A 22,218-nucleotide genomic window follows, 5' to 3' on the forward strand; every position below is an offset into this window, starting at 1 on the left:
GCGACAGATGGTTTATTCGCGCAACCAGTCGCGCAATTCATAATACCAATACGCGCATTGGGCAGCCATCAAGCCCAGTTTGCCAAAGCTGGGGGGCAAGCCATACTGATCCAGACCATGCGGCAAGGCCTGCTGGTTGGCAATTGCCTGTGCCACGAGCTCACCCGCCAGCGTAGTGGGTGCCACACCATGCCCACCAAAGCCCATGGCATACCAGACCCCATTAGGCAGGCAACCGATTTGTGGCATCTTGTGCTGGGCATAACTCATCAGGCCACTCCAGGCATATTCGACTTTCGTGCCTGCAAGTTGTGGATATACTTTTAGCATGTCTTTGTAGAGCAATTGTGCAACTGTGGCAGGTGGTTTTTCTTGTATGGAGATGCGGCCGCCCCAGAGCAAACGACTATCTGCCAATGGCCGGTAATAATCGAAGGCAAAGCGGGTGTCATACACGGCAGCGCTGGTTTGCATGGCAGTTGTCAGTTTGTCGCCGAGTTTTTCTGTTGCCATGACATAGGTGGCGATAGGCAGGACGGAGCGCGCCAGTTGCGGGTACAGGCTTTCTATATAGCCACCGCAACAAACTACGACATGCTTGGCTTTCACCGTGCCATGTCCCGTACGCACCAGTTTTTCGGCAGCGATAGTTTCAATGGCGCTGACACGGCTTTGCTCAAACACCCGAACAGCTTGTGAATTCAATACCCTGGCCAGCGCCTGCGCATATTTAAGCGGATGAAAGTGAAAGGCATTTTTTTCATGCAGGGCATCAAAATATCTTTCGCTATGCAAGGCTGCCCGGGTTTGCTCGCGTGACCAGGGTGTCCAGTCGACCTCGAATTCACGCAGCATGAATTCTCTTTGCTGCTGTAATTTTTTTGCATCGTCGAACCAGTTGGCCAGCACTACACCGCTCTCATTGATATCGCAATCCATCTCATATTGCTGTATCCGTCGGCGTATCAGGGCGACGGCATCCAGTGTCAACTGATACAAATGGCGGGCGGGCTCGCGACCTATCTGTTTGATCAGCTCAGCATTGTCGAGGCTGAAACCGCCAAACACAAAACCGCCATTGCGGCCAGATGCACCATGGCCAATTTGTTCTGCTTCCAGCAAGACGATATTCTTGACGCCGCGTTCCAGCAAGCCCATTGCTGTCGCCAGGCCCGCATAACCGCCGCCTATGATGCAGACTTCACAATCAACTTGCTCTTGCAGACTGGGGTAGTGTTCAGATGCAGCCGTCGCTTGATAAAAAGTGTGCAGCAGATTTTCTTGGGGAATCATGATGAAGAGGCAGCAATGGAGAGCAATAGAAAGCCAAGAACTTACACGCAACAAGGGCTTGCTGGCAAGCCTATGTTTTTGATATTCCATCGTTTACATTTGCCTGTCAGACAATTACACTGGGTTTCCAAGCCAGCCATGAAAGTTGCTGCCGGTGTTGACGTCAATCGACGCAGCAAAGCTGCTTACCTGGTAACTGCTTGGCTTTTTGGACTTTGATAAAAACTCAAGAAAATATCTCGCCTGCTACCCCATGCGTAAATTGCCTGCACGCTATGCCGCCCTGGTCATGCCCTTCTTTTTGTCCATATTGATGACCTTTATCGTGTCGCTCATCAGTACCTTGCGCAGCGTAGGCCTGGCAGATCATTTAGTGCAAATCTGGATGGGCTCCTGGGCCTTGTCGTGGCTGGTTGCTTTCCCTACTTTGCTGGTGGTCTTGCCTTTAGTCAGGCGCTTGACGGGCATGCTGGTAGAAGTACCGCGCTGATCTGGCATTGAACAGTGTCACTCACGGTGCGCGATAGCAGCAAATGAGTTGAAACATCTGCTTACAAGTCATTACGAATTCTCACCCATGCGCTATCGCCAGTTTTATATTATTGCGCCCCGCAAACAGTTTCATCAGTAATGCATGGCGCCATCGCCATGTGCTGTATCCCTCGCAATAATGAACACCGCATTTCTTCACGTAGTAAAAGATCGCAAGCTGGCCCATATCTTGAGACAGATTGCCGACGATTTTGAAATCCTCGATTTTTTCCAGCAATACGGCAGCAGCTGCTTTGCCATGTCAGCCATGCTGGCGCAATTGCTCTCAGAAAAAGGCTATACCGCCCGGGTACAAGGCTGCTATGCAGAGATACGTCAAAACAATGGTATTTTCTATATAGGCTATAAGGGTCTTGTCCATGACAATCAGAGGGAAGGACATGCGGTTTGCATCGTCGATGAACAATACCTCATCGATTTTGGTCTGGGGACTTTAAGAAAGTTTTATGCCGAAGATTTTGCCCATGCCCTGGCTTGTGAAATTTCTGGCACCAGCCCTGTCCTCGGTACGCTGAACATGAACGATGGCGGCGACATCGCCTGGCGCACAGACTGGATTTCACCCATGGTGGAGCAGGAGTTGCAGGCCCAGGCAGCAACGGTAGAACGGATATTAAATGTCTACGACGACTTCCAGAGAAACCGTATGTCGTATTTGGTCAAAAAATTATTTGTAAGCAAAAATGACTTACCGTCGGATCAGGCGATGCTGGCTATCTACCAATCAATGAGGTCTGCCGCAGAGGAGGCGCAAGCGGAATTGGAATTGACTGAATAATCGATACCGGTTTGTATTATTTCTCTGTTAATTTCTTGGCTGCCAAAGCCTTGCTTTCTTTTTTCAAGGCTTTGGATACCGGGCACACTGCCTGCATGAAAGAGGCCAGGGTGTTGGCCAGATTATCTCCCTGCAAGCGATAGAATACAAATTGTCCACGCTTGTCGCTGGCAATCAAGCCTGCCGATTCCAGTATGCGCAAATGCTTGGACAATGAGGGTTTGGTCATTTCGAAGCGTGCAGCAATGTCACCCGCAGACAATTCTGTCTCGGATAAATAAGCCAGGATTTTCCGGCGTGGCGTCGAGGCCAGGGCTTCAAAAACTTTTTCCATGATAAGCAAATAAGAAACAAACAAGAGCAGATAGAAGCAAATAATTCATCATAGCATTTTGCAGCTAACTGGAGAAGTTAATTAGGTAATTAGACATTTAGCTAAATAACGTGTATGCTTGTATCATCTACTTAAAAAAGATCAGTGAAGGTCAGTGAAGATAGGTGAATTATCATGGCATCGGAAAAAAGCAAGGACAGCACTACGGTTTACTACAACAGCGCCTGTCCCGTTTGTGATGCAGGCATACGGGACCAGCGGCTGCGTATGCAGGCATGCAATATCAACTGGGTTGACATACATACGCAACCAGATGCTGTCAGCGACATCAATAGCGAGCTGGAAGCTGTGCGTGAACGCCTGCACCTGCGCAGGGCGAATGGCGAGATACTGATAGGTGAACAAGCACTGGCTGAACTCTGGTCACACACTAATGGCAGGCACAGCATTGCATGGCTGACACTACGCCTGGGTTTTTTGACCCGCCCCCTGTATAACTTCATCGCCAGATACCTGTACCGCTGGAACCGCAGACGCGGGCACTGGTAGCGCGGTTAAAGATAGATTAAACGACACTCATTTCATCATGGAGAACAGCATGAGCACCACAGAGATGACAGAAAGTAATGCAGACCCCGCAGAGTTGGCCCGCTTTAATAGTCTGGCGAGTCGCTGGTGGGATGAAACTTCAGAATTCAAACCCCTGCACAGAATTAACCCGCACAGGCTGGAATGGATAGACAGCCTGGCCCAGCTTGCTGGCAAACAAGTGCTGGATATAGGCTGTGGTGGTGGAATACTTGCCGAATCCATGGCACGCAAGGGGGCGCAAGTCACAGGCATAGACCTGGCCGACAAAGCTTTGCAAATAGCGCAATGGCATGCGCAAGGCCAGGACGTGGATGTGCTTTATGTCAAAAGCAGTGCAGAAAGCTGGGCGCAGCAACATGCCGGACACTATGATGTCATTACCTGCATGGAAATGCTGGAGCATGTGCCGTCGCCTTCTGCCGTTATTCAGGCTTGTAGCGACATGCTTAAACCAGGAGGCTGGGTATTTTTTTCTACCATCAACCGCAATCCCCTCAGTTATACACTGGCGATCGTGGCGATGGAATATCTCATGCGCATACTACCGCAAGGCACGCACCAATATGCGCGCTTCATCAAACCCTCTGAGTTGCTGGCGATGGCAGGGGCTGCCGGTCTGGTATTGCAAGAACAGCGTGGCCTGGGCTACAACCCGCTGACGCAAAACTTTAGACTATATGGTTTTATGGGCGTGGGTTATTTGCTGGCTATGCAGAAACCCTTGCCGGTTTAAGTGTGAGCAAGCCTGAATAACTGAGCAGCAAACCTAGCCCTGGCATCACAAAGCCCACGTAAAAGCGGTAGCGCCCATCTTCTATGCATTTATAGGCGAGTGATTGCGGAAATAGTCGCACAGGGATAGGTATGCCGTGCAGACTGGCAGCAAGTACACGCCAGTTCCAGCCGCCATTGAGGATGTCGACTGTCAGACGGAAATGCATGAGCCCCGTACTCTCTTGCCAATAACCCTGAGGATATACACCATGCGGTGCAAACACGGTCACCAGTTCTTCAGAGCGGCCATCTGCTGCAGTGAATCGCCTGGTCCAGATTAATTTACCACCCTGGTGGCTGATACTGACTTTATAGCCAGAGTGCGTGTGTCGGGTCGGTACGCCCAATTTTTTCGCCAATCTGCGCCCTATAAAACCTGCCAGACCCTTACCCAGTTTGATCTCGATTTCGCCTTCCAGCGTGCCACCCGTGATATGCAATTGCTGCAATAGGGGATGCAAATCTTGAAATGCCTCACCAAACCAGGTTTGTGCTGAGGTGACAGGTGGCGAAGGACTAGGGTTTTCTGGCGACATGCGGGCTATTGTAAATCTGAAACTGAAAAAGTACAGGCTTTGAGCTTGCGCTCATGATTTCTTTTTATAGCTACTTCTGGCGCAGTAAAATGCAGGCTTGCCCGGAGAACCAGGTTTCTGCTTCTTTTTTCTTGCTTCTGGCATTAAAATCCCGCACCAAACCCACAATTTGCCTATGCCATCCCTGCCGCAGGCAGGTGCGACTACCAGAAAGTACAAGACATGGTTTTTAGTACGGTCACTTTTTTATTTTATTTTTTACCCTTATTTATCGTCTTGTACTTTGCGCTGCCATTTCGCATGCTGCGCAATACGGTCTTGCTGGTTGCCAGCCTGGTTTTTTACGCCTGGGGTGAACCCAAGAACTTGCCATTGCTGTTGATTTCCATCTTGCTCAATTATGTGTGCGGACTGGGCATGGGCAGGGCGCAAGAAAAAGGGGGGACTGGAAAAGCAGTTTTCATCGCCGGCATAGGTTTTAACCTGGTCTTGCTGGCTTACTTTAAATACTTTAACTTTGCCCTGAGCAGTGTCATCGCCTTGCTGGCTAAACTGGGTATCGATATACCCGCTGTGGAGGCCGTTACTTTACCCCTGGGGATCTCCTTCTTTTCCTTCCATGCAATTTCCTATCTGGTGGATGTGTATCGCAAAAAGACCAGACATGAAAAGAGCCTGCTGGCGCTGGCCATGTATATCACCATGTTCCCGCAACTGATAGCCGGGCCTATCATTCGCTATTCCACCATTGCCAGGCAATTGCACCAGCGTCAGCATACGCTGCGCCGGGTGGAACTGGGGATCAAGATCTTCATTCTCGGGCTGGCACAAAAAGTCTTGATCGCCAATAGCGTGGCCTTGCCCGCGGATCAGATATTTTCACTTGCACCAGAAGCACTGGGCCTGGCCACAGCCTGGCTGGGCATCACTTGCTATAGCTTGCAAATCTATTTTGATTTCTTTGGCTATTCAAATATGGCGATAGGTTTGGGCCTGGTGACGGGTTTTAGCTTTCCGCGCAATTTCAATTATCCTTATATAGCGCAATCAATTACTGAATTCTGGCAGCGCTGGCACCTTAGCCTGTCACGCTGGTTCCGCGATTATCTGTATATACCCCTGGGTGGGAATCGCGGTTCCAGCATGGCGACCTATCGTAACCTGTTCATCGTCTTTTTCCTGTGTGGCCTGTGGCATGGGGCAAGCTGGACCTTTGTTGCCTGGGGCCTGTATCACGGGACATTTCTGGTACTGGAACGCATAGGTTTGCAAAAAACCTTGCTGGCCTTGCCCCGACTGTTCAGGCATGTGTATACCATCCTGGTCATCATGGTGGGTTGGGTATTCTTTCGCTGTGACAGCTTTACGCAAGCCCTGCATTATCTGTGGGCCATGGCAGGTGGCATGCCAGCAGATAATGCGCTTGCCCTAGCCATGCGCTTCTTGAATGGGACAGTAATCACCGCCCTGATTGCTGGCTTGCTGGTATCAACACCAATCCTGCAAGCATTCAACAAGCCACAGGCACAAACCAGGATATTTGCTCCTGCGATCAGTCTGATGCTCTTCGTGTTGTCGGCGATCAGTCTTGCCACGGGTGCTTATAACCCCTTTATTTATTTCCGTTTCTAAGGCTGGATGATGAGCATGAAAAATTCCAGCGCAGCCAGTGTGGCAAGCAACACACAAAGACGCTATTACGGGCGTATTGTTTTCATTATTATTTTCTTGGGCATATTGCTTACTCCGGCTTTGGTCCATATCAGTGGGAAAATGCCTGGCACCAGTGCAGAAAACCGCGCACTTGCTGCCAAGCCCTTATTGCCACACACATTGACGGATACTTTGAAGTTCCCCGCAGCAGTCGATGCCTATCTGAATGATCATTTCGGTCTCAGGAGTAAGCTGGTGGCATGGAATAACCAACTGCGCTATTACCTGCTCGGCGATGTCAATGCCGTACAGCTGACTGCGGGTAAAGATGGTTATCTCTTCTTTAACTCACATGCTGCCAATACGCCTTTGGCCATGGTGGATTTTTTATGTGGAAAAAACGTCACACAAAAAGACCGGGCAGAGATTGTCAGGACAGCCTCGGGCTTTATGCAGATGGCGGTACAGACTAAAGCAGAAAGTTATTTATTGCTGGCACCGACCAAGCCCGTGGTGTATGCCGATAAATTACCAGACTGGTTACAGCAGCAATGCGCGCAATATACGCCGACTTTGCCAGGCATAGTCACAGCATTGCAAGCTCTGCCGGAGTTAAAAGACAAGGTCATTTATCCACTGGCAGAAATGCAGGCACTCAAAGCCAGTACGGCAGTATTTCCAAAGACTACTTTTCACTGGACTGGCAATGGACCAGAACCTGTAGCGCAACTGGTCGCAGAAAAATACCTGCATCGCAACAGGCTGCTAACACTGACGACGACATTGCATGATGTCGCATCTGATATGCAGCAATTCTTGCCGGGCGTAGCGCTGATGGTGCCTACCTATGATCCTGATTATGTCAAGCTGGGTATCAGCGCATGCGAAGGGGTGGCCTGCTTCCCGGAATTTGTTGATACCGCCAGCAAGATAGGGGATGTTACACGCTACCGCCATGAGCACAGAAAAGGTCCCAAACTACTCATGATTACGGATTCATTTGGCCATGGCATCGCTGGTTTTTTCTCTGAATACTATGCTGAAGTCTGGCATGTCTCTGTGAACGACATCAATCAACTCAGTGAAAAAGAGCGCATCAGGTTCAGACAGATCTTACTAAATGACTATGCGCCAGACCAGATATTGTATGTATTTCATGACGCATCCGTCTCTTATTTTGAGAGATATGCAGGAGCCTTGCTCAAGGCGGGCCAATAATTTCTCTGCAGGGAGCAGCTAGTTGGCAAGCTGCAGCCTTGCCCGCATGAATTAACTCTGTGCGCTGTGGCTGAATAAAAGATCAATGTGATCTTCGCCAAAATCCTTGTAAAAGTGCATGATTTTATCCACATCATTGCCAGCATCAAGCAAGTCTCCCGTTTTTTGGATGATTGCGGCGGTATACCCCAGATCAAACAAAAAGCGCAAATAAGTGGGTCCGTCATTGCCGCCTGTCAGTGGCATGAAATCAGGACTAAATTCGCTGATGATGGTGGGATGCCATTTGGACAGCAAGGTTTTGGCACCAAGCAAGGCCCTGTATTCAAAACCTTCAATGTCAATTTTGATGAGGTCAATTTTTTTGTCTGCAGGAATGAGATGGTCCAATGGCATGCAAGCAACCACGGTACTTTTCATCAAGGCGTGTTGGTCTTCTGATAAGTGGGCAGTCGTTCCATTGCTATAGGAACTATTGAGGCTCAGGATATCAAAATCTTCACCAGCCGCGCTGTTGATAATTTTAATCTGAGCAAAACCATTTTCCCTTTTGCTCAACTCTATGAATTTGACATTATTGGTATTCGGCTCAACGGCATAGACCACGCCAGTGCTGCCCGTCAAGGAGGCAGCCATGATGCTGTAGTAACCAATATTGGCACCAATATCAAGTACTGCCATACCCGCCTGTACATGCGCCTTAAAAATTTTGCTGACATGCGGCTCATATTCGCCGTGTATCAAAGGCTGGCCCAAGTCAAGGTCTTCCGGGTCTACAAACATCGGTAATCCATTCACCTCGACTTTTTGAATGCCGCTAACGTCGCGCTTGACAGACAATTTCTCCTGGCGCTGGGCAAATTCCAGTGAATTCAAATAGGAAGAAACCACCGCATCCAGGGGTTGCCCAGCCTGACCACTATGACCTGGCCATTCTTCTGGATTGGGGGCTCGGCCCAAAATGAGGCGAAAGCAGTGGAAAATATCTTCAGTGGTCGTGTGCTCTTCGTAAGTCCAATCACCAAATTTTTGGATGGAATTGGCCCCGACACGCGCAACTGCTGCAATTTGTTCAGGCTCGACCAGCGTGGGAGGTGCAGATCTGGAGAACAGTTTCTTAAGCATCATTATATCTTCGTTAAAGTGGGACATTAGGGGTGTTTAGCTTGGATTATAAATCCTGGCCTCTTAATCCTGGCCTCTTTTTACCTGTAAATGTTTATCCATTTTGCGCTGAGCATTTCTTCTAGTCCTACAAGACGGCGGTCCGGTGTCCTATATCTCACTATTAGCGTGGCTGCTACGATACATTCCATGCCTTGCTCTTAAAAGACAAGTCGGGATAGAAGCTGCTGGCGTGTTCCAAATTGTTGTAACCAGTTTCCATTCCCTTGCTCATGATTTTCATGTGGCGCATTTTCAAGCATCTCTATAGCAATTCCTTTAACTGAAATATTGATAACCGAAACCTGATCAAGGAGTATAAAAATGAATAACTTCGTAAAAAATATCATGGGAATTTTTCTGGCAAGCATCCTTCTGATTACCATGGGCTGCGCTTCCACTTCCAAGCAGGAAAGTGCCGGTGAATATATTGATGACAGCGTCATCACTACCAAAGTAAAAGCAGCCATCCTCAATGACCCCAATCTCAAAGCAACTGAAATCAATGTGGAAACCTATAAAGGCGTAGTTCAATTGAGTGGCTTTGTGGCTGATCCAGCCTCCGCTGGCAAGGCTGCCAGTGTGACTAGCGATGTCAAAGGCGTTAAATCGGTCAAAAACGATATACGTGTGAAATAGTTTAGTGAATAGTTAAATGTGTGGAGCTGGCGCTGGTCTGGGCAATTGCAGCATGCGCCGCACTTACTCACTTACCGGCAATCATGTGACAGCCAGACATGATTGTCATCTACTCCGCATGCAGTGACCTCGCTGACTGCGGAGTTTTTTTATTGTCGATTATTGTCGATATCAGCATCTGGCAGCAGGTTTCTGCTCGGATAAACCTCTGCTTTTTTATGATGCAAATGATGGCGCAGCACAAGGCTCATCAATCCGGCACGTCAATTTTATGCAAAACCATTTGTTAAAAGGAGCTTCATGATGAATTCAGATCAAGTCAAAGGCACGGCAAAGAAAGTGGCAGGTAAAGTCCAGTCAGAAGCAGGCAAACTGATAGGCAGCAAGAAACAACAGGTCAAGGGAGCTGCCATGCAAGTAGAAGGCAGTATGCAAAAAGCGCTGGGCAACATCAAGGATGCATTTAAAAGTGCTCATAGACATTAATGCCTGATCGCTGAGAGCTTGCATCAGGGCTGAGGATGCAAGCGCTTGAAGATTCCCAAAAATAATGTCGCCCGGTCACATATCAACAATAATCAAAATAAATTATATGGATGGACAGAGCGATGGACATGCCTCTACCAAATAATCCTGCTGCAACTAAGGCTCCAACTAAGGCTGCAATTAAGGACAGTGACAAAGCACCCGATATTCCTGTTGCTGAGCCAGAGTTAAAAGAAACCCTGCCTGCTGAAGATACGCAGCCTCAATTCTTGCCAGGTGTCCATGTCAACGCCAGGGGGTTGGCATTAACGATTTTGGCAACCGTCGCTTTTGTCTTTGCACTGCGTACAGCTCAGCGGTTTTTTATTCCCCTGACCTTCGGTATCTTCATCGCCTATACCCTGTCACCCCTGGTTGATACTTTGCAACGCCTGCGCATTCCACGAGTGATTGCGGCGACGCTGGTGATGATCAGCATTATGACGATCATCGCTACCCAGGTCAGCTCATTGCATGCCGAATTTGATTCCATACTGGATCAGTTGCCTGTGGCCACACGCAAGTTGTCCAGTGAAATGAGCAAGTTGCAATATGGTCAAAATGGCTTGATGCAAAAAATGCAGACAGCCGCCACCGAAATCGAAAAAGCGACCAGCCAGGCGACCACAGGTGTTGCGCCCGCGGCCAAGAAAACAGCAGTGAGCGAAACACCTGTACTCAAGCTGCGTGAATTGCTGCTGGCAGGTTCACTGGGGATCATGGATCTGGTAGGGCAGGCCATCATGATGCTGTTTCTTATTTTCTTTCTCCTGCTTTCTGGCGACAAATTCAAGCGCAAATTAGTCAAGATTACGGGGCCTTCGTTGACGCAAAAGCGCATCACTGTGCAAATTCTCAGCAAGATCAATACTTCAGTGCAGCAGTATATGTTCATGCTTTTGATGACCAATGGCTTGTTGGCCCTGCTGACCTGGATTGCCTTTCACTTTATAGGTCTGGAAAACGCTGGAGCCTGGGCAGTCACCAGTGGCCTCCTGCATGTCATTCCTTACTTTGGCTCACTGCTGATGGCGATGGCAGCCTGCCTGATTGCCTATGTGCAGTTTGGCACTATCTCCATGGCCTTGCTGGTTGCAGGCATATCGATTGCCATTGCCATGCTGGTGGGTACCGTTGTCACTACCTGGATGACAGGGCGTATTACCCGCATGAATACCGCAGCTGTGTTCATCTCGCTCTTGTTTTGGGGATGGTTATGGGGCGGCTGGGGTTTGTTGCTGGGCGTGCCTATCATCGTCATTGTGAAGGTGGTTTCAGAGCACATAGACGGCATGCAGGCCGTGGCAGAACTATTGAGTGAATAATTTAGGATGAAACGAATAAAGTTGTTTGATTGAGCCTGGTGTCGTAGTGTCGATTGACGTATTTTTTTACTTGAGATTTTTCAACTTCAAAAAGGAAGGAAGCATCATGTTATATACCATTGCTGTCGTCTTGCTTATCTTGTGGCTGCTGGGTCTGGTCAGCTCTTATACCATAGGTGGTTTCATTCATATCTTGCTGGTTGTTGCCATCGTGATGGTGCTGGTACGTGTCATCAGCGGGCGCAAGGTTTGAATAGTTAAGATGCAGAATTAGCTCCTGCTTTTACCTGCAAAAAAAAGTCATTCCCTATGATGGGAATGACTTTTTTTATTTAAGGCCGGTACGCCCAAACTCAGTATCAAGTAGCAATCTAGCTGCGAAAAACGCGATTATCCCTGACGTATACACGATTGCCAACACGCAGGTCGACAATATTATCTTGCACGATGGTCTGATATGCGCCGTTGTCCAGGCGCACACTGATTTGGTATGCCTCCTGAGATTGTTGGTCGCGATTATTTTTTTCTATGTTATTCCCGACGATAGCGCCACCCACGACACCCGCTGCCGTAGCTGCTGCGTTGCCGATGCCACCTCCTACCTGGTTCCCTAAAATGCCACCGACAATACCGCCCACAATAGCGCCGGCACCAGGGCCTTTGCTATTACTGGATACTTGTACCACCTGGATAGATTCGATGACGCCATAGCTCGCGTATGCCACTTGAGAAGCCGGGTAGCCTGTCGTCATCGATGGCGAGTTACTGCCGCAGCCACTTAACAGGGCTGCCGCTGCAAGGCTGACGGCGAGGGTGGTTTGCCTGTAGATATTCATGATCATTCTCCACTGTTGGTCATGTGAGGAATCATAAATTCCATTATCTACTCTGGTCGGTGCGATAACGCACCTTGTTTAGATCGATTCGAAAGTAAGCTAGATGCACATAAGAAGTGCGCATGAAGTACGCATGAAGTACATAAGCAGCCATTTCTGTTCTTAGAAAATTCCTCATGTAGGACCACACCTACAAACTGCAGCGCGATCAGCGGACAAGTTGCCGCCGGGCTTTCTGATGCCTCTTTCCACGAAAAAAAACTAAAGTGTAATCAGTCGAAGGAAATCAACGAAGCTGGTTAAATAAGTTGATGCCGGGACCAGAAAAATGAAGATTTGCCCCCGTGACGATTGCAGGTACTGCGTTGAATATATTAAAAGAGGAACGAAAATGAATAGCACTCAAACCCACATTTCCATGACAGCACTCCCATCCATCACTTCTGGTGGCGCACTGCATCGTCGATATTCAATTGATTACACTCCCGCAGTATCCGTTCCCATGGGCGTCGACATACTTGACGACATGATGCAAAACGATATCCTGGCCGCACTGCCTGAAGATGAAATGGCCTTTCTCCGCCCTCATCTTGAATTAGTCCATTTGCCTTTCGATAAAGAGCTGTATGAATACGGCGAAAAATTATCTCATGTGTATTTTCCTACTACCGCTGTCGTCGCATTGCTGTATGTGCTGGCAGATGGTGACATCACGGAAATCAGCGTCACAGGCCATGAAGGCTTGCTCGGTATCTCTGCATTGATGGGTGAGCGTGCTTTGGGTACTGCCATGGTGCAATGTGCAGGTGACGCCTATAAACTGAAAACTTCTGTATTGAAAGAGGCCAATGCCAGAGGTGGAAAACTGCAGCAAATCCTGATGCGTTATACCCAGGCCTTATTTGCGCAGATGGCACAAAATTCCGTATGTGGACGCCATTACTCAGTCGACCAGCAATTGTCGCGCTGGTTGCTGGACAGGCTGGATAGGTTGCATACCAATGAATTGAAAGTGACGCAGGAAATGATCGCCAATATGTTAGGCGTGCGTCGTGAAACCGTGACAGAAGCAGCTGGAAAATTGCAGCATGAAGGCTTGATACAATACAAGCGCGGCAATATCACCATGCTGGATCGTGAAGGCCTGGAAGCGCATGCTGGCGAATGTTATCGTGTTTCCAAACTTGAATTTGATCAGATTTTATGCACCAGCATGTAAGCTTGGATGATGTGAGCTTGCGTTTTTTAGGGTGCACCATGTGCACCCTACACATGTAGGAATCACCCACTAGAGGTGATATAAAAAATAAAAATCACGCTGCCATTTTCATGGCAGCGTTTTTTTATGCTTTGAAGGGAATAAAAGCTTCAATGGCAGTGCCTATATTATTTTCGCCAGGCTTGACTGAAAAGCTGCCGCCCAATAGCAAGGCGCGTTCCCGCATACCCAGAATGCCATGTGATTTAGGCTTCGTGAAGGCATCTTTTTGCATGCCTATGCCATTATCCAGCACCTGCAGCCACAAACCATTGTCTGTGCGTTTCAGGCTGATCTTGACCTTGGTGGCCTGTGCATACTTGATGACATTATTCAGCGATTCCTGGGTGATACGAAACAGGGCAATCGACCAGGCTGGATCTATGGTATCAAAATCTTCTGTGATATCGGTTGCATAATCCAGGCCGGCCACTGCTGTCGTTTCTTCGCAGTAGTGCTGTATCGATGCAGAAAGCCCCAGGTTATCCAGCATGCTGGGACGCAAGTCCTCGATAATGCGACGCTTCAAATCCACGGTGTCAAGCAGGGCACGTTTGGTTCTTTGTAACTGCTTGGCCAGCTCAGGTTCTTTGTTCTTGAGTTTTTCTGTAACAACCGAGATATCCATGCTGATCGCAGTCAGGTTGGAACCCATCTCATCATGCAGTTCGCGCGCCAACTGGGCTTTTTCTTTTTCAGAGACGTTCAGCAAGTGATGTGACAATACCGATAATTGCTCGGTACGTTTTAATACGGTGGTTTCGAGATTGTCATTGGCAGTCTTGAGTGCATTTTCTATACCGCGCTGCTTGTAGAAACTGCGGTAAATCAGGCGATAAAACAGAATCAGCACCAGCAAGGCTATGCTATTGGTGGCCGTGCCAAAAAACAAGGCATCCTTGTATTCTGTATAAAAGCGCTGACGCCTGTCTGCCAGGACTTCGTTTTCTTCTTTTTCCATGATGAGATCGAGCAGCCTGATTTCATCCATGACTTCCCGACCTTCACCCACTTTAGCGCGTTCTATAACGCCGGTCAGGCCAAATTCTCTATAAGTGGAAATACCATCTTCAAAAAATTTGGCCTTGCTGTCATATAGTCTGCGCAATTCTGCCAGGTTCTTGACTTGCGCAGACTGGTTTTGCAAGAGTCTCTCCAGCTCCTTGAAGTCACTGTCTAATTTGCTTTTGGCGATTTCCCAGGGACGCAAGTAAACTTCATTGCCAGACATAAAATAGCCGCGCAAACTACTCTCAGAATCCATGATGAGCACATTAATATTCTTGAGCTTGTCTTTCACTCGCCAATTATGTTCCAGCCATTCATTATTGGCCTTGAGTTTTTCCAGGTTCTGATAAGCAGAATAGGCATTGCCGATCAAAATGAAGAGGCAGGTCACAAAGAGAAACGTAATGTATAAGGGGATAGAGGTAGATGTGAATTTTTTCATGAAGGCTTCCTCAAGCTATGCTGGAAATTGCTAATTGATTGCCATAGAAAATAAAATCAAGCATGCGGATTTTCATTATTTTTCTCATTAAATCAGTAAAATTTTTTTGCTCATGGCTGGTGAAAAAACAATACCTGAATTGACAAATTATGTGTCGTAAATCACGATATTTTTTTTCTAGCCCCTGAGGTCGAAGCAAGTAGGATTTCGCCTACAAATGATTGCGTGAAAGTTTATTGCCAATCAACTGTAAGCTCCTTAAAATGACTTGTATGAAGGTCCGCGGTGAAGCGTGTTAATGGTCTTATCGCGACGAGTTTCAGTTCGTAAGAGTTTGGAACAAAATGGACAACAAGAAAAAATTAAAAGTATTTTTAATCGAAGATGCACAAAGAATACGCTCTGTGCTGATCGAGGTATTGCAGCAGGCGGACAATATAGAAGTCATCGGTTTCGCAGAAAGTGAACAAGAAGCCTTGCAACAATTGCGCTCTATCGAGTGGGATGTTGCCATCGTGGATATAGGTTTGCGTGAAGGCAGTGGCTTGGCTGTATTGTCAGGGTTGAAAAATGATGGACGAGAGTATGGTTCCCGCCTGGTATTTACCAGCAACCCCAGCAATGCCTTGAAAAACCGCACCATGTCACTGGGGGCAGCAGGTTTTTTTGATAAATCCCGCGAGATGGATAACCTGGTTGAGCACATCCAGGCACTGGCTCACTGAATCTCTCCATTGAATATCGATTCAAAGCTTAATCACAATCTCACCAGACAGGCTCGCAAACAGCCTGCCTCCTCATTCCAGTAAATTATTCTTCATGGCGTAATAAGTCAGGTCGCAATTGGATTGCAGGTTCATTTTTTCCATGACGCGAGTACGGTAGGTGCTGATGGTTTTCACGCTGAGTGACAGCGTCACAGCAATGTCGGAGACAGATTCGCCTTTGGCCAATCTTAAAAATACCTGGAATTCACGGTCAGATAATTCTGTATGCAAAGCGGTTTCTGCATCGTGATCAAAACCCTGGGCCAGAATCTCCCCTACATCTGCGCTGACATAGCGGCGGCCGGTGGACACCATACGCACTGCCTTGATAAGCTCATCGGCATCGCATTCCTTGTTCAAATAGCCGCTGGCACCCATTTTCATGACATTGACTGCATATTGCTGGGCAGGATAACCACTTAAAATCAATATGGGTAAATTGGGCTGACCCTGCTTGATGGTACGCAAAGTATCTATGCCACTCTGATCTGGCATACTGATGTCCAATAGCATGACATCGCAAGCTTCCTTCCTGGCGATATCAAGCGCTTCTCTACCTGTCGTTGCCTCGGCGACAACCTCAAAATCGCTGACTTCTGAAAATATTTGCTTGAAACCAGCGCGCACGATTTGATGGTCATCACAGACTGCTATACGTATCATTGTCATCTTTCAGCTATAGTAATTCACGAAATTGCTTCAATTGCTTGCTAGGCGGCATCGGTAATGCCAACTTGTCCCTTACTTGATTATATCTGGCACACCATGAAGCGTTTACCCTTATAGCATAGCACTTAGGCAAATTAGGTGTATTCCTCATATCAATTCTTGGCCAAATATAAAAATGTTGACCTACGTCATGTCTGAAAGACTTACATTTTTGCTTGAGCGAAATCTCTTTGAAGGCCAGGCAATGCATCATTTTGCCCATTTTGAGCACATCTGCAGGGCACAATACTGCTAGAGTAGCCTGGCCCAGATATAAAACTGTAATCGGCCCAAGCTTGCTATCGTGTCTGTCTGTGGACCAGCACACCAAGCGCTACCACGGTAGCAACCGCAATGCCCAACATGGTCATGGGTTGCTTTCTGACCTGGACCCGGCAGGTATCCAGCAGCTTTGCCTGCGAAACATACAGTCTTTCACTATGCTCTCCCAATTTGCAGGCAGCCTGGTTGGCACCAGAATTTAATTTGCTGCTTGCCTGCTGTTTCAGCACGGTGATTTTTTCGGCCACTGGTTTGACTGCTTCAGCAATCTTCTCCTGAGCCTGTTCAGCCAGCGATGGCGGGTTGTCGCTGGTAGGGAAGGGGATGGCAGGATGGTCTATCTGTTCTGCCACATTGCCATTGGCTGCTGCCGTAGTATCGGTTTGTTTGGTAGGCATGGTCACTCCTTTTTTGTTGGTCTATGGCAGCAGGCCAGTATCAGTGGCTTGCTTGCTGCCATCCTATTCATGTAAATTTATTGAGAGGCGGCAGGATGATCTGCACTGGTACGCATGGTGCTTGGCGGCAGGTTGCCGCCTTCACCTTCCCAGGTACTCAGCTCAGTTTTGTGCAATTTCTTGGCCGCATGTTTTTCGTGATATCTTTTTTTGCCAAAAGCGGTCATCAATGCCCAACTGGCAATACCGGCGACGAGTAGGATGTGTTTGCTAGCTATCATGTTTTTCTCCAATGAGGTTTAATTGCCCGGTGATCGGGGGATCTTAGGATCAGGATTTTAGGATCTAGAAATAGAAGTAAGACTATTTTGCTGGCGCTTGATACATTGCTGGATGACTTTTTGTGCATCACCAATTGCAACCTGACACCTTGCATTAGTCAGCATTTGATAACCACTGGCACGCAATTGCGGTTTGTCAAACATATGACCTAAACCAAGACGCATGGATCCACATAAAAAAAAGATGCCGCTTTTGAACAAGCATGTATTCATTTCGATTTCTCCAGTAAACAAGTGAGCGCTGGGTTGTAAGTGCTGAGAAGTGCTGAGCTGATCAATAAGTCTGCATCTGCCAGCCATCTGCTATCTCCGCCAGACTTCCAATACATACTAGCATCGGCCTTACAGGCACCCTATAGGACGCGTGCCTCCACATTTGTAGGACTAGATGAAGTAAATCGTCTGTTACTCATAGCAAGCCGTTGCAGCCTGCAAGCAGGAAATACATTCCAGTATCTTGCGGCATCGCAGAGGTTTATTGGAGAAGTCGCCTGCCATTTGTCGCCAGTTCCTACATGCCGACAAGCGCCTGTCCGATACTGCCTTTTATGCAAGAGCTTTAATATTTACCCATGTCGAAGAGGGATACCTTCTTGACGAAGACCCTGTCATGGATACTAAGTGACAGGTATATCGACCGGCAAGCTGGCTGGCCTCTCTCTATATGTAGGCTCATCAAGCACAGCACACATGCCGGTTTATTCACTCATAAGGAAACATCATGAACAACGACGAAATCATTTCTACCCTGAACGATTTGATTGAAACCAGCAAAGATGGCGAAAAAGGATTTAAAGTCTGCTCAGAAGATGCCAGTGGCCGTCATCCTGAACTGAAAGCCATGCTGGCCGAACGCGGACGTGAATGTGCCAGCGCTGCTCTTGAATTGCAGGAACTGGTACGCAACCAGGGCGGCGACCCTGAAACCAGCGGGACTTTATCTGGTGACCTGCACCGCGCCTGGACCAATATCCGTGCTGCCATCGTCGGCAAGGATGATGAAACCGTGCTCAATGAGTGCGAACGCGGTGAAGACGTAGCCGTGCGTGTATATCGCAAAGCACTGGAACAAGAATTGCCTACCCACATACGCCTGGTGGTGGAGCGCCAATATCAAGGCGTACTGCGCAATCACGATGTCATCAAAGTCTTGCGTGACCAAGTCAGGGCGCATGCCTGAGAGTTTTATCGATAATCACGCCGCCTCAGCGTGCCTCAGCGTGCATAAAAAAACCAGTCACGAAACATGACTGGTTTTTTTTTAGCTTACCGGCCGCCACACGTTAGTTATGCCGACCCACTTCAGGCAGTCGCAGTCAGCAGTTTGCCTTTTGAAATCAAAACAGGTAAATCCAGCATGTTATCGAAAATGATATGCGCGCCTGCTTCGCGCAAGCGCTGCGCGGGTGTCAGCGCTGCATAAGCCAGCACCGTCATACCGGCAGCCACTGCCGCCCGTACGCCTGTAGGCGTGTCTTCTACCACGACACAATCTTCAGGTGCAAAGCCCATGGTCGCCGCAGCATGCAAAAATACATCCGGGGCAGGCTTGGGGGCTTTGACATCGCTCACGCTAAATATACGCCCTTCAAACTGTGGCCATAAGCCAGTCACCCCCAGCGTAGTGCGCATTTTTTCATGGTCGCCACTGGAGGCGACACAATAGGGCAGTTTCAATTGTGCCAAAGCTTCAGGTATGCCCGGCACTACCACTAGCTTGCTCTCCAGCACCGCGCGGGTCCGTACACGATATTCTGCCAAAAAGTTTTCTGGCGGCTGATGGCCCAGCATGTCTGCAATTTTGGCCATGCACTGCTCCATGGAGTGGCCGACAAATTGTTCAAACATGTCTTCCAGCTTCAGTGGCAAGCCCAGTTCATTGAGCATTTTCACGAAGACTTCATTGGTGATGCGTTCGCTGTCGACAAGTACGCCGTCGCAGTCAAAGATGATGAGTTGATAGGGTGAGTTCATTGGCGGGTAAAGAGTGGACAAGGCAGATAATGAGTCCGTTTCGACTGAGCGCCCTGCCGTAAAGTTCCTGTTTGGTGGGGCTTGAATCTTCAAGTCAGGCAAAACGCCTGCCTGCAAGATATCCCAGTGTGCCAGCGATAGTCGACAAGGCCACGCCCCAGCCTATATCCAGCGCCGCCAGCATGGCGGGCCAGGCTTTCAGTGTCGCCAGATTACTGAGATCGTAGGTCCCATATGCAACCAGACCCAGCATGCCACACAAGCATGCTGCGCGTTGCCAGCTTTGCGCTTGCAAGGCAGGCAGTATGCCCAGGACCAGCAGACCCAGTGCATACAACAAATAGAAAAGCGCTGCCGGTATCAGCCTGGGCTGAGCCAGCATCAAGTCGCCCAACGCAGACTGGTAGCTGGGACCCATCAATAAACCCAGCCATACAGCATCCAGGGCCAGCACGGCAAGTAAGGTGGTTACATAGGCAATAAGTAATTGCTGCATAGTCGGCGATTTGGCTGTGCTTAGAGTAAACATGGCTTGCACCTTTCAGGTATAAATTCAGGTATAAATAGTGAGACACTCATCAATGTTAGCCATTATCGGCGAAATAATTGGACTCGTATGTGCGGTAGACACTTTAGGTAATTCTGATCCCGTGAGAACCAGTCATAAAAAAGGAGCGACTGGCGGGAGCCGGGTAAAGACTGGCAACAAATATCTTTGCATATTATTAATTTCGTCGATAGAATGCATAGAGCAAATGTGGGGTTTTACTAACCCGGCAGGATGTTGTAAGTCATGATTTGTACTGATTAAGAAGGAAATGAAATGACGAACGATACTGTAGCAATCACCACCCTGGTCGCTGGCAAATTGACGGTCTGCACTTATGGTGGATTCGCGCCGGTCTGCTACAAGGACGAGCACGGCGAGCTCACTGGCCTGGACGTGATCTTCCTCAGAAAGTTTGCAGATAGCCTGGGCCTGGAGATTGCCTTGATAGAGCATGACTTCGACGATATCTGGACCACGCCTGACAATAATACATGCGACGTCGCTGCTGCTGGCGTGCAGCAGCGTGAAAAGCGTGATGTCGGTCAGGGTGGCGCATGGAGCGATGCCTACTTCCAGGTCAAAAGATCACTGCTGGTGCGCACTGCTGACCAGACAGCATTTGACCACCCTGACACCCTGGCCGGAAAAATCATCGTCGTCACCCGCGGTTCCACGGCTGACATTGATGCACAAACACGTTACCCCAATTGCACCATCCAGTATGTAGATCAGCTTGCCGCAGGACAGGCTGATGCCCAGGGCTATATCGTCAAGACCCTCATCGCCAACCACAAAGCCGACGCCTTTGCAGAAGGTGATGTCAGCAACCAATACCTGCGCAGTGCTTATGAAAAAGATGTGGCAGGTGGCCTGGCTTTGGCAGATATCCATCATATTGCCGGTACTACCGGTGAGACCTTCAATTTCATTACGCGCAATGCCAGTACAGGCTTGCTGAAGCAATTGAATATCTTTATCAAAGAGAATAAAGACAGTTACGCGCCTAAGGCATAGTTGCTCGCTGCTGTAGACTGGACAATCGTGCGCGGCGTTTTTTCGCCCAGATGACAATCCCGGTGGCACTCAGGCCTGTGACTGCCATCCCCATCATGCAAATAAATAACTTGAACGGCAAGCCCCACAAGGCTGCCATGTGCAGGCTGGTAATCCAGGTTGACAGCGTGTCGCCGGTAGCACCACCAGTGGGCAAGCTGAGAGCAAGGAATGCGCCAGTGTTGGCATCAAACCAGAGACTGGTACCGCCGGAATGAGTGCGTATATCTGCACTGCTGAGCACATCGTAGCGAAAGACCGCTTTCCCGGCATCATAGTAAAGCGAATCTTCCCGTCGTATATCGAAGCCATTGATTATTGCCTGCTGGCGCATGAGCTGGCGACCAGTATCCCTGGCCTGCACCCAACTGATGCCAGGTGCATGCTGTGCTTTGCTGAGTGCCGGTATGATGTTGTCGCCTGGCTGATGCCTGAACATGGTTTGCATGACCGGCGTGTAGACTTGCTGCAGATTAAAGGCTACGCCGCTCCAGGCCAGGATGAACAGCATAGCCCATAGCCACAAGCCACCGGCCCGGTGCAGGTCAAAATGGAGTTTGTAATGCCCTGCATTCCGGCGTAATTTCCAGGAGGGATACCAGCGACGCAACCAGGATTTAGCATGTGTTTGGCGTGCAGGTGGCGGCAAGCTCAAATAGGCACCAAAAAAGCAATCCAGCGTCCACAGCAAGGCGACCAGGCCAAATACATAAGTACCGACTTTGCCCAGAGCCAGCGAACGGTGCAAGCGATAAATGAAGGGCATGAGATTTTTCTTGCCCTGCGCAATGAGGCCGAACTTGCGCTCACCTAAAATCCGACCTGTGTAGGGATGGACAAAAACCTGGTCGTTCTCCAGCTCAGGATCAGTGCCTGTGCTCTTGGGCGCAAGAAAAAATACTGTTGCATGCCCGGTCTCGGTAAACAAGGGCACATAAGGTATATCTGCTGCAGGGTATTGCTGCAGCATTTGTTCCCGCAAACTCAGCGGGTCCAGCATGGGCGCGTGCTGTGACGGTGCTTCGGCCAGAAACAGTTCGGGGCTGAGCAGCGCTTCCAGTTCAGCATTCCATGCCAGGATGCTGCCAGTCAGGCCTGACAATATCAAGAAGCCAGCCAATACCAGCCCGGCCCACCGATGGAAGATAATCATGGTGGGCCGCAGGCGCAGCAGTTTGCCTTTGCGCAAAATTGCAATCATGTGCATATGCTGCCGCGT

General features: G+C 48.8%; 28 protein-coding genes. 15 read left to right on the forward strand and 13 right to left on the reverse strand.

The features are described from left to right. Nucleotides 1-12 precede the first annotated feature (12 nt). Nucleotides 13-1,272: an NAD(P)/FAD-dependent oxidoreductase gene (locus ACO0LF_RS29215; RefSeq protein WP_423020637.1), complete on the reverse strand. Its 1,260-nt coding sequence runs from the start codon at nucleotides 1,270-1,272 to the stop codon at nucleotides 13-15. Nucleotides 1,273-1,281: 9 nt separating this feature from the next. Between ACO0LF_RS29215 and ACO0LF_RS29220 the strand changes: the two genes are divergently transcribed. The 3 genes from ACO0LF_RS29220 to ACO0LF_RS29230 all read left to right on the forward strand — a co-directional run bounded on the left by ACO0LF_RS29220 (nucleotide 1,282) and on the right by ACO0LF_RS29230 (nucleotide 2,623). Further along, nucleotides 1,282-1,512, forward strand: coding sequence for a hypothetical protein (locus ACO0LF_RS29220; RefSeq protein WP_423020567.1), 231 nt, complete (start codon nucleotides 1,282-1,284; stop codon nucleotides 1,510-1,512). Nucleotides 1,513-1,546: 34 nt separating this feature from the next. Then, entirely contained in the window at nucleotides 1,547-1,783 is a 237-nt protein-coding gene (locus tag ACO0LF_RS29225; protein WP_423020569.1) for a DUF2798 domain-containing protein, read from the forward strand. Nucleotides 1,784-1,963: 180 nt separating this feature from the next. After that, a complete protein-coding gene (locus tag ACO0LF_RS29230) occupies nucleotides 1,964-2,623 on the forward strand; it encodes a hypothetical protein (RefSeq protein WP_423020571.1) in 660 nt (219 codons plus the stop codon). A gap of 16 nt (nucleotides 2,624-2,639) precedes the next feature. Here ACO0LF_RS29230 and ACO0LF_RS29235 read toward each other — a convergent pair whose 3' ends face one another. After that, on the reverse strand, nucleotides 2,640-2,957 hold the full coding sequence (locus ACO0LF_RS29235; protein ID WP_423020573.1) for a metalloregulator ArsR/SmtB family transcription factor: 318 nt from the start codon (nucleotides 2,955-2,957) through the stop codon (nucleotides 2,640-2,642). A 174-nt stretch (nucleotides 2,958-3,131) separates the two neighbouring features. On the opposite strand from ACO0LF_RS29235, the gene ACO0LF_RS29240 reads away from it, so the two are divergent. Further along, nucleotides 3,132-3,506, forward strand: coding sequence for a thiol-disulfide oxidoreductase DCC family protein (locus ACO0LF_RS29240; protein ID WP_423020575.1), 375 nt, complete (start codon nucleotides 3,132-3,134; stop codon nucleotides 3,504-3,506). Nucleotides 3,507-3,555: 49 nt separating this feature from the next. Then, on the forward strand, nucleotides 3,556-4,281 hold the full coding sequence (gene ubiG / locus ACO0LF_RS29245; RefSeq protein ID WP_423020577.1) for a bifunctional 2-polyprenyl-6-hydroxyphenol methylase/3-demethylubiquinol 3-O-methyltransferase UbiG: 726 nt from the start codon (nucleotides 3,556-3,558) through the stop codon (nucleotides 4,279-4,281). Here ubiG and ACO0LF_RS29250 read toward each other — a convergent pair. Further along, entirely contained in the window at nucleotides 4,256-4,858 is a 603-nt protein-coding gene (locus tag ACO0LF_RS29250) for a DUF4166 domain-containing protein (RefSeq protein ID WP_423020579.1), read from the reverse strand. The genes ubiG and ACO0LF_RS29250 overlap by 26 nt on opposite strands. 222 nt (nucleotides 4,859-5,080) lie before the next feature. Here ACO0LF_RS29250 and ACO0LF_RS29255 point away from each other — a divergent pair, with 222 nt between their 5' ends. Together ACO0LF_RS29255 and ACO0LF_RS29260 are read left to right on the forward strand one after the other, a co-directional pair. Beyond that, nucleotides 5,081-6,490: an MBOAT family O-acyltransferase gene (locus ACO0LF_RS29255; protein WP_423020581.1), complete on the forward strand. Its 1,410-nt coding sequence runs from the start codon at nucleotides 5,081-5,083 to the stop codon at nucleotides 6,488-6,490. 15 nt (nucleotides 6,491-6,505) lie between these two features. Then, entirely contained in the window at nucleotides 6,506-7,729 is a 1,224-nt protein-coding gene (locus ACO0LF_RS29260; RefSeq protein WP_423020583.1) for a hypothetical protein, read from the forward strand. A 51-nt stretch (nucleotides 7,730-7,780) separates the two neighbouring features. On the opposite strand, the gene ACO0LF_RS29265 is transcribed toward ACO0LF_RS29260, so the two are convergent. Continuing rightward, entirely contained in the window at nucleotides 7,781-8,857 is a 1,077-nt protein-coding gene (locus ACO0LF_RS29265) for an FkbM family methyltransferase (RefSeq protein WP_423020585.1), read from the reverse strand. Nucleotides 8,858-9,217: 360 nt separating this feature from the next. Here ACO0LF_RS29265 and ACO0LF_RS29270 point away from each other — a divergent pair, with 360 nt between their 5' ends. The 4 genes from ACO0LF_RS29270 to ACO0LF_RS29285 all read left to right on the forward strand — a co-directional run bounded on the left by ACO0LF_RS29270 (nucleotide 9,218) and on the right by ACO0LF_RS29285 (nucleotide 11,635). Further along, complete coding sequence (locus ACO0LF_RS29270) at nucleotides 9,218-9,532, forward strand: BON domain-containing protein (RefSeq protein WP_423020587.1); 315 nt, start codon at nucleotides 9,218-9,220, stop codon at nucleotides 9,530-9,532. A gap of 300 nt (nucleotides 9,533-9,832) precedes the next feature. Beyond that, on the forward strand, nucleotides 9,833-10,018 hold the full coding sequence (locus ACO0LF_RS29275) for a CsbD family protein (RefSeq protein ID WP_423020589.1): 186 nt from the start codon (nucleotides 9,833-9,835) through the stop codon (nucleotides 10,016-10,018). A 122-nt stretch (nucleotides 10,019-10,140) separates the two neighbouring features. After that, a complete protein-coding gene (locus ACO0LF_RS29280; RefSeq protein ID WP_423020591.1) occupies nucleotides 10,141-11,382 on the forward strand; it encodes an AI-2E family transporter in 1,242 nt (413 codons plus the stop codon). Between the two features lie 106 nt (nucleotides 11,383-11,488). Continuing rightward, complete coding sequence (locus tag ACO0LF_RS29285) at nucleotides 11,489-11,635, forward strand: lmo0937 family membrane protein (RefSeq protein ID WP_423020593.1); 147 nt, start codon at nucleotides 11,489-11,491, stop codon at nucleotides 11,633-11,635. Nucleotides 11,636-11,753: 118 nt separating this feature from the next. On the opposite strand, the gene ACO0LF_RS29290 is transcribed toward ACO0LF_RS29285, so the two are convergent. Then, nucleotides 11,754-12,218 carry a glycine zipper 2TM domain-containing protein gene (locus ACO0LF_RS29290; protein WP_423020595.1) on the reverse strand — a complete coding sequence of 155 codons (465 nt, stop codon included), beginning with the start codon at nucleotides 12,216-12,218 and terminating at the stop codon, nucleotides 11,754-11,756. A 502-nt stretch (nucleotides 12,219-12,720) separates the two neighbouring features. Between ACO0LF_RS29290 and ACO0LF_RS29295 the strand changes: the two genes are divergently transcribed. Next, nucleotides 12,721-13,437: a Crp/Fnr family transcriptional regulator gene (locus tag ACO0LF_RS29295; protein ID WP_423020639.1), complete on the forward strand. Its 717-nt coding sequence runs from the start codon at nucleotides 12,721-12,723 to the stop codon at nucleotides 13,435-13,437. Between the two features lie 124 nt (nucleotides 13,438-13,561). On the opposite strand, the gene ACO0LF_RS29300 is transcribed toward ACO0LF_RS29295, so the two are convergent. Further along, nucleotides 13,562-14,926, reverse strand: a complete 1,365-nt coding sequence (locus ACO0LF_RS29300; protein ID WP_423020597.1) for a CHASE3 domain-containing protein — start codon at nucleotides 14,924-14,926, stop codon at nucleotides 13,562-13,564. A 344-nt stretch (nucleotides 14,927-15,270) separates the two neighbouring features. On the opposite strand from ACO0LF_RS29300, the gene ACO0LF_RS29305 reads away from it, so the two are divergent. Continuing rightward, on the forward strand, nucleotides 15,271-15,651 hold the full coding sequence (locus ACO0LF_RS29305; protein ID WP_423020599.1) for a response regulator: 381 nt from the start codon (nucleotides 15,271-15,273) through the stop codon (nucleotides 15,649-15,651). A 72-nt stretch (nucleotides 15,652-15,723) separates the two neighbouring features. Here ACO0LF_RS29305 and ACO0LF_RS29310 read toward each other — a convergent pair whose 3' ends face one another. From ACO0LF_RS29310 to ACO0LF_RS29325, 4 genes are all read right to left on the reverse strand, one after another. Then, nucleotides 15,724-16,356 (reverse strand): response regulator, encoded by a 633-nt coding sequence (locus ACO0LF_RS29310; RefSeq protein ID WP_423020601.1) that lies wholly within the window; start codon nucleotides 16,354-16,356, stop codon nucleotides 15,724-15,726. A gap of 344 nt (nucleotides 16,357-16,700) precedes the next feature. Then, entirely contained in the window at nucleotides 16,701-17,081 is a 381-nt protein-coding gene (locus tag ACO0LF_RS29315; protein ID WP_423020603.1) for a hypothetical protein, read from the reverse strand. A gap of 77 nt (nucleotides 17,082-17,158) precedes the next feature. After that, entirely contained in the window at nucleotides 17,159-17,362 is a 204-nt protein-coding gene (locus ACO0LF_RS29320) for a hypothetical protein (protein ID WP_423020605.1), read from the reverse strand. Nucleotides 17,363-17,419: 57 nt separating this feature from the next. Then, entirely contained in the window at nucleotides 17,420-17,722 is a 303-nt protein-coding gene (locus ACO0LF_RS29325; protein WP_423020607.1) for a hypothetical protein, read from the reverse strand. Nucleotides 17,723-18,143: 421 nt separating this feature from the next. On the opposite strand from ACO0LF_RS29325, the gene ACO0LF_RS29330 reads away from it, so the two are divergent. After that, entirely contained in the window at nucleotides 18,144-18,602 is a 459-nt protein-coding gene (locus ACO0LF_RS29330) for a PA2169 family four-helix-bundle protein (protein ID WP_423020609.1), read from the forward strand. A 122-nt stretch (nucleotides 18,603-18,724) separates the two neighbouring features. Here the strand turns inward: ACO0LF_RS29330 and ACO0LF_RS29335 are convergent, their stop codons facing one another. After that, nucleotides 18,725-19,489: an HAD family hydrolase gene (locus ACO0LF_RS29335; protein ID WP_423020611.1), complete on the reverse strand. Its 765-nt coding sequence runs from the start codon at nucleotides 19,487-19,489 to the stop codon at nucleotides 18,725-18,727. 1 nt (nucleotide 19,490) lies between these two features. Then, entirely contained in the window at nucleotides 19,491-19,925 is a 435-nt protein-coding gene (locus ACO0LF_RS29340) for a DUF2177 family protein (protein ID WP_423020613.1), read from the reverse strand. A 294-nt stretch (nucleotides 19,926-20,219) separates the two neighbouring features. On the opposite strand from ACO0LF_RS29340, the gene ACO0LF_RS29345 reads away from it, so the two are divergent. After that, nucleotides 20,220-20,960: a substrate-binding periplasmic protein gene (locus tag ACO0LF_RS29345; RefSeq protein WP_423020615.1), complete on the forward strand. Its 741-nt coding sequence runs from the start codon at nucleotides 20,220-20,222 to the stop codon at nucleotides 20,958-20,960. Here ACO0LF_RS29345 and ACO0LF_RS29350 read toward each other — a convergent pair. Continuing rightward, nucleotides 20,950-22,200: a PepSY-associated TM helix domain-containing protein gene (locus tag ACO0LF_RS29350; RefSeq protein WP_423020617.1), complete on the reverse strand. Its 1,251-nt coding sequence runs from the start codon at nucleotides 22,198-22,200 to the stop codon at nucleotides 20,950-20,952. The genes ACO0LF_RS29345 and ACO0LF_RS29350 overlap by 11 nt on opposite strands. Nucleotides 22,201-22,218: the final 18 nt, after the last annotated feature.

The organism is Undibacterium sp. Di27W (assembly GCF_049340345.1).
Classification (GTDB): Bacteria; Pseudomonadota; Gammaproteobacteria; order Burkholderiales; family Burkholderiaceae_D; genus Undibacterium.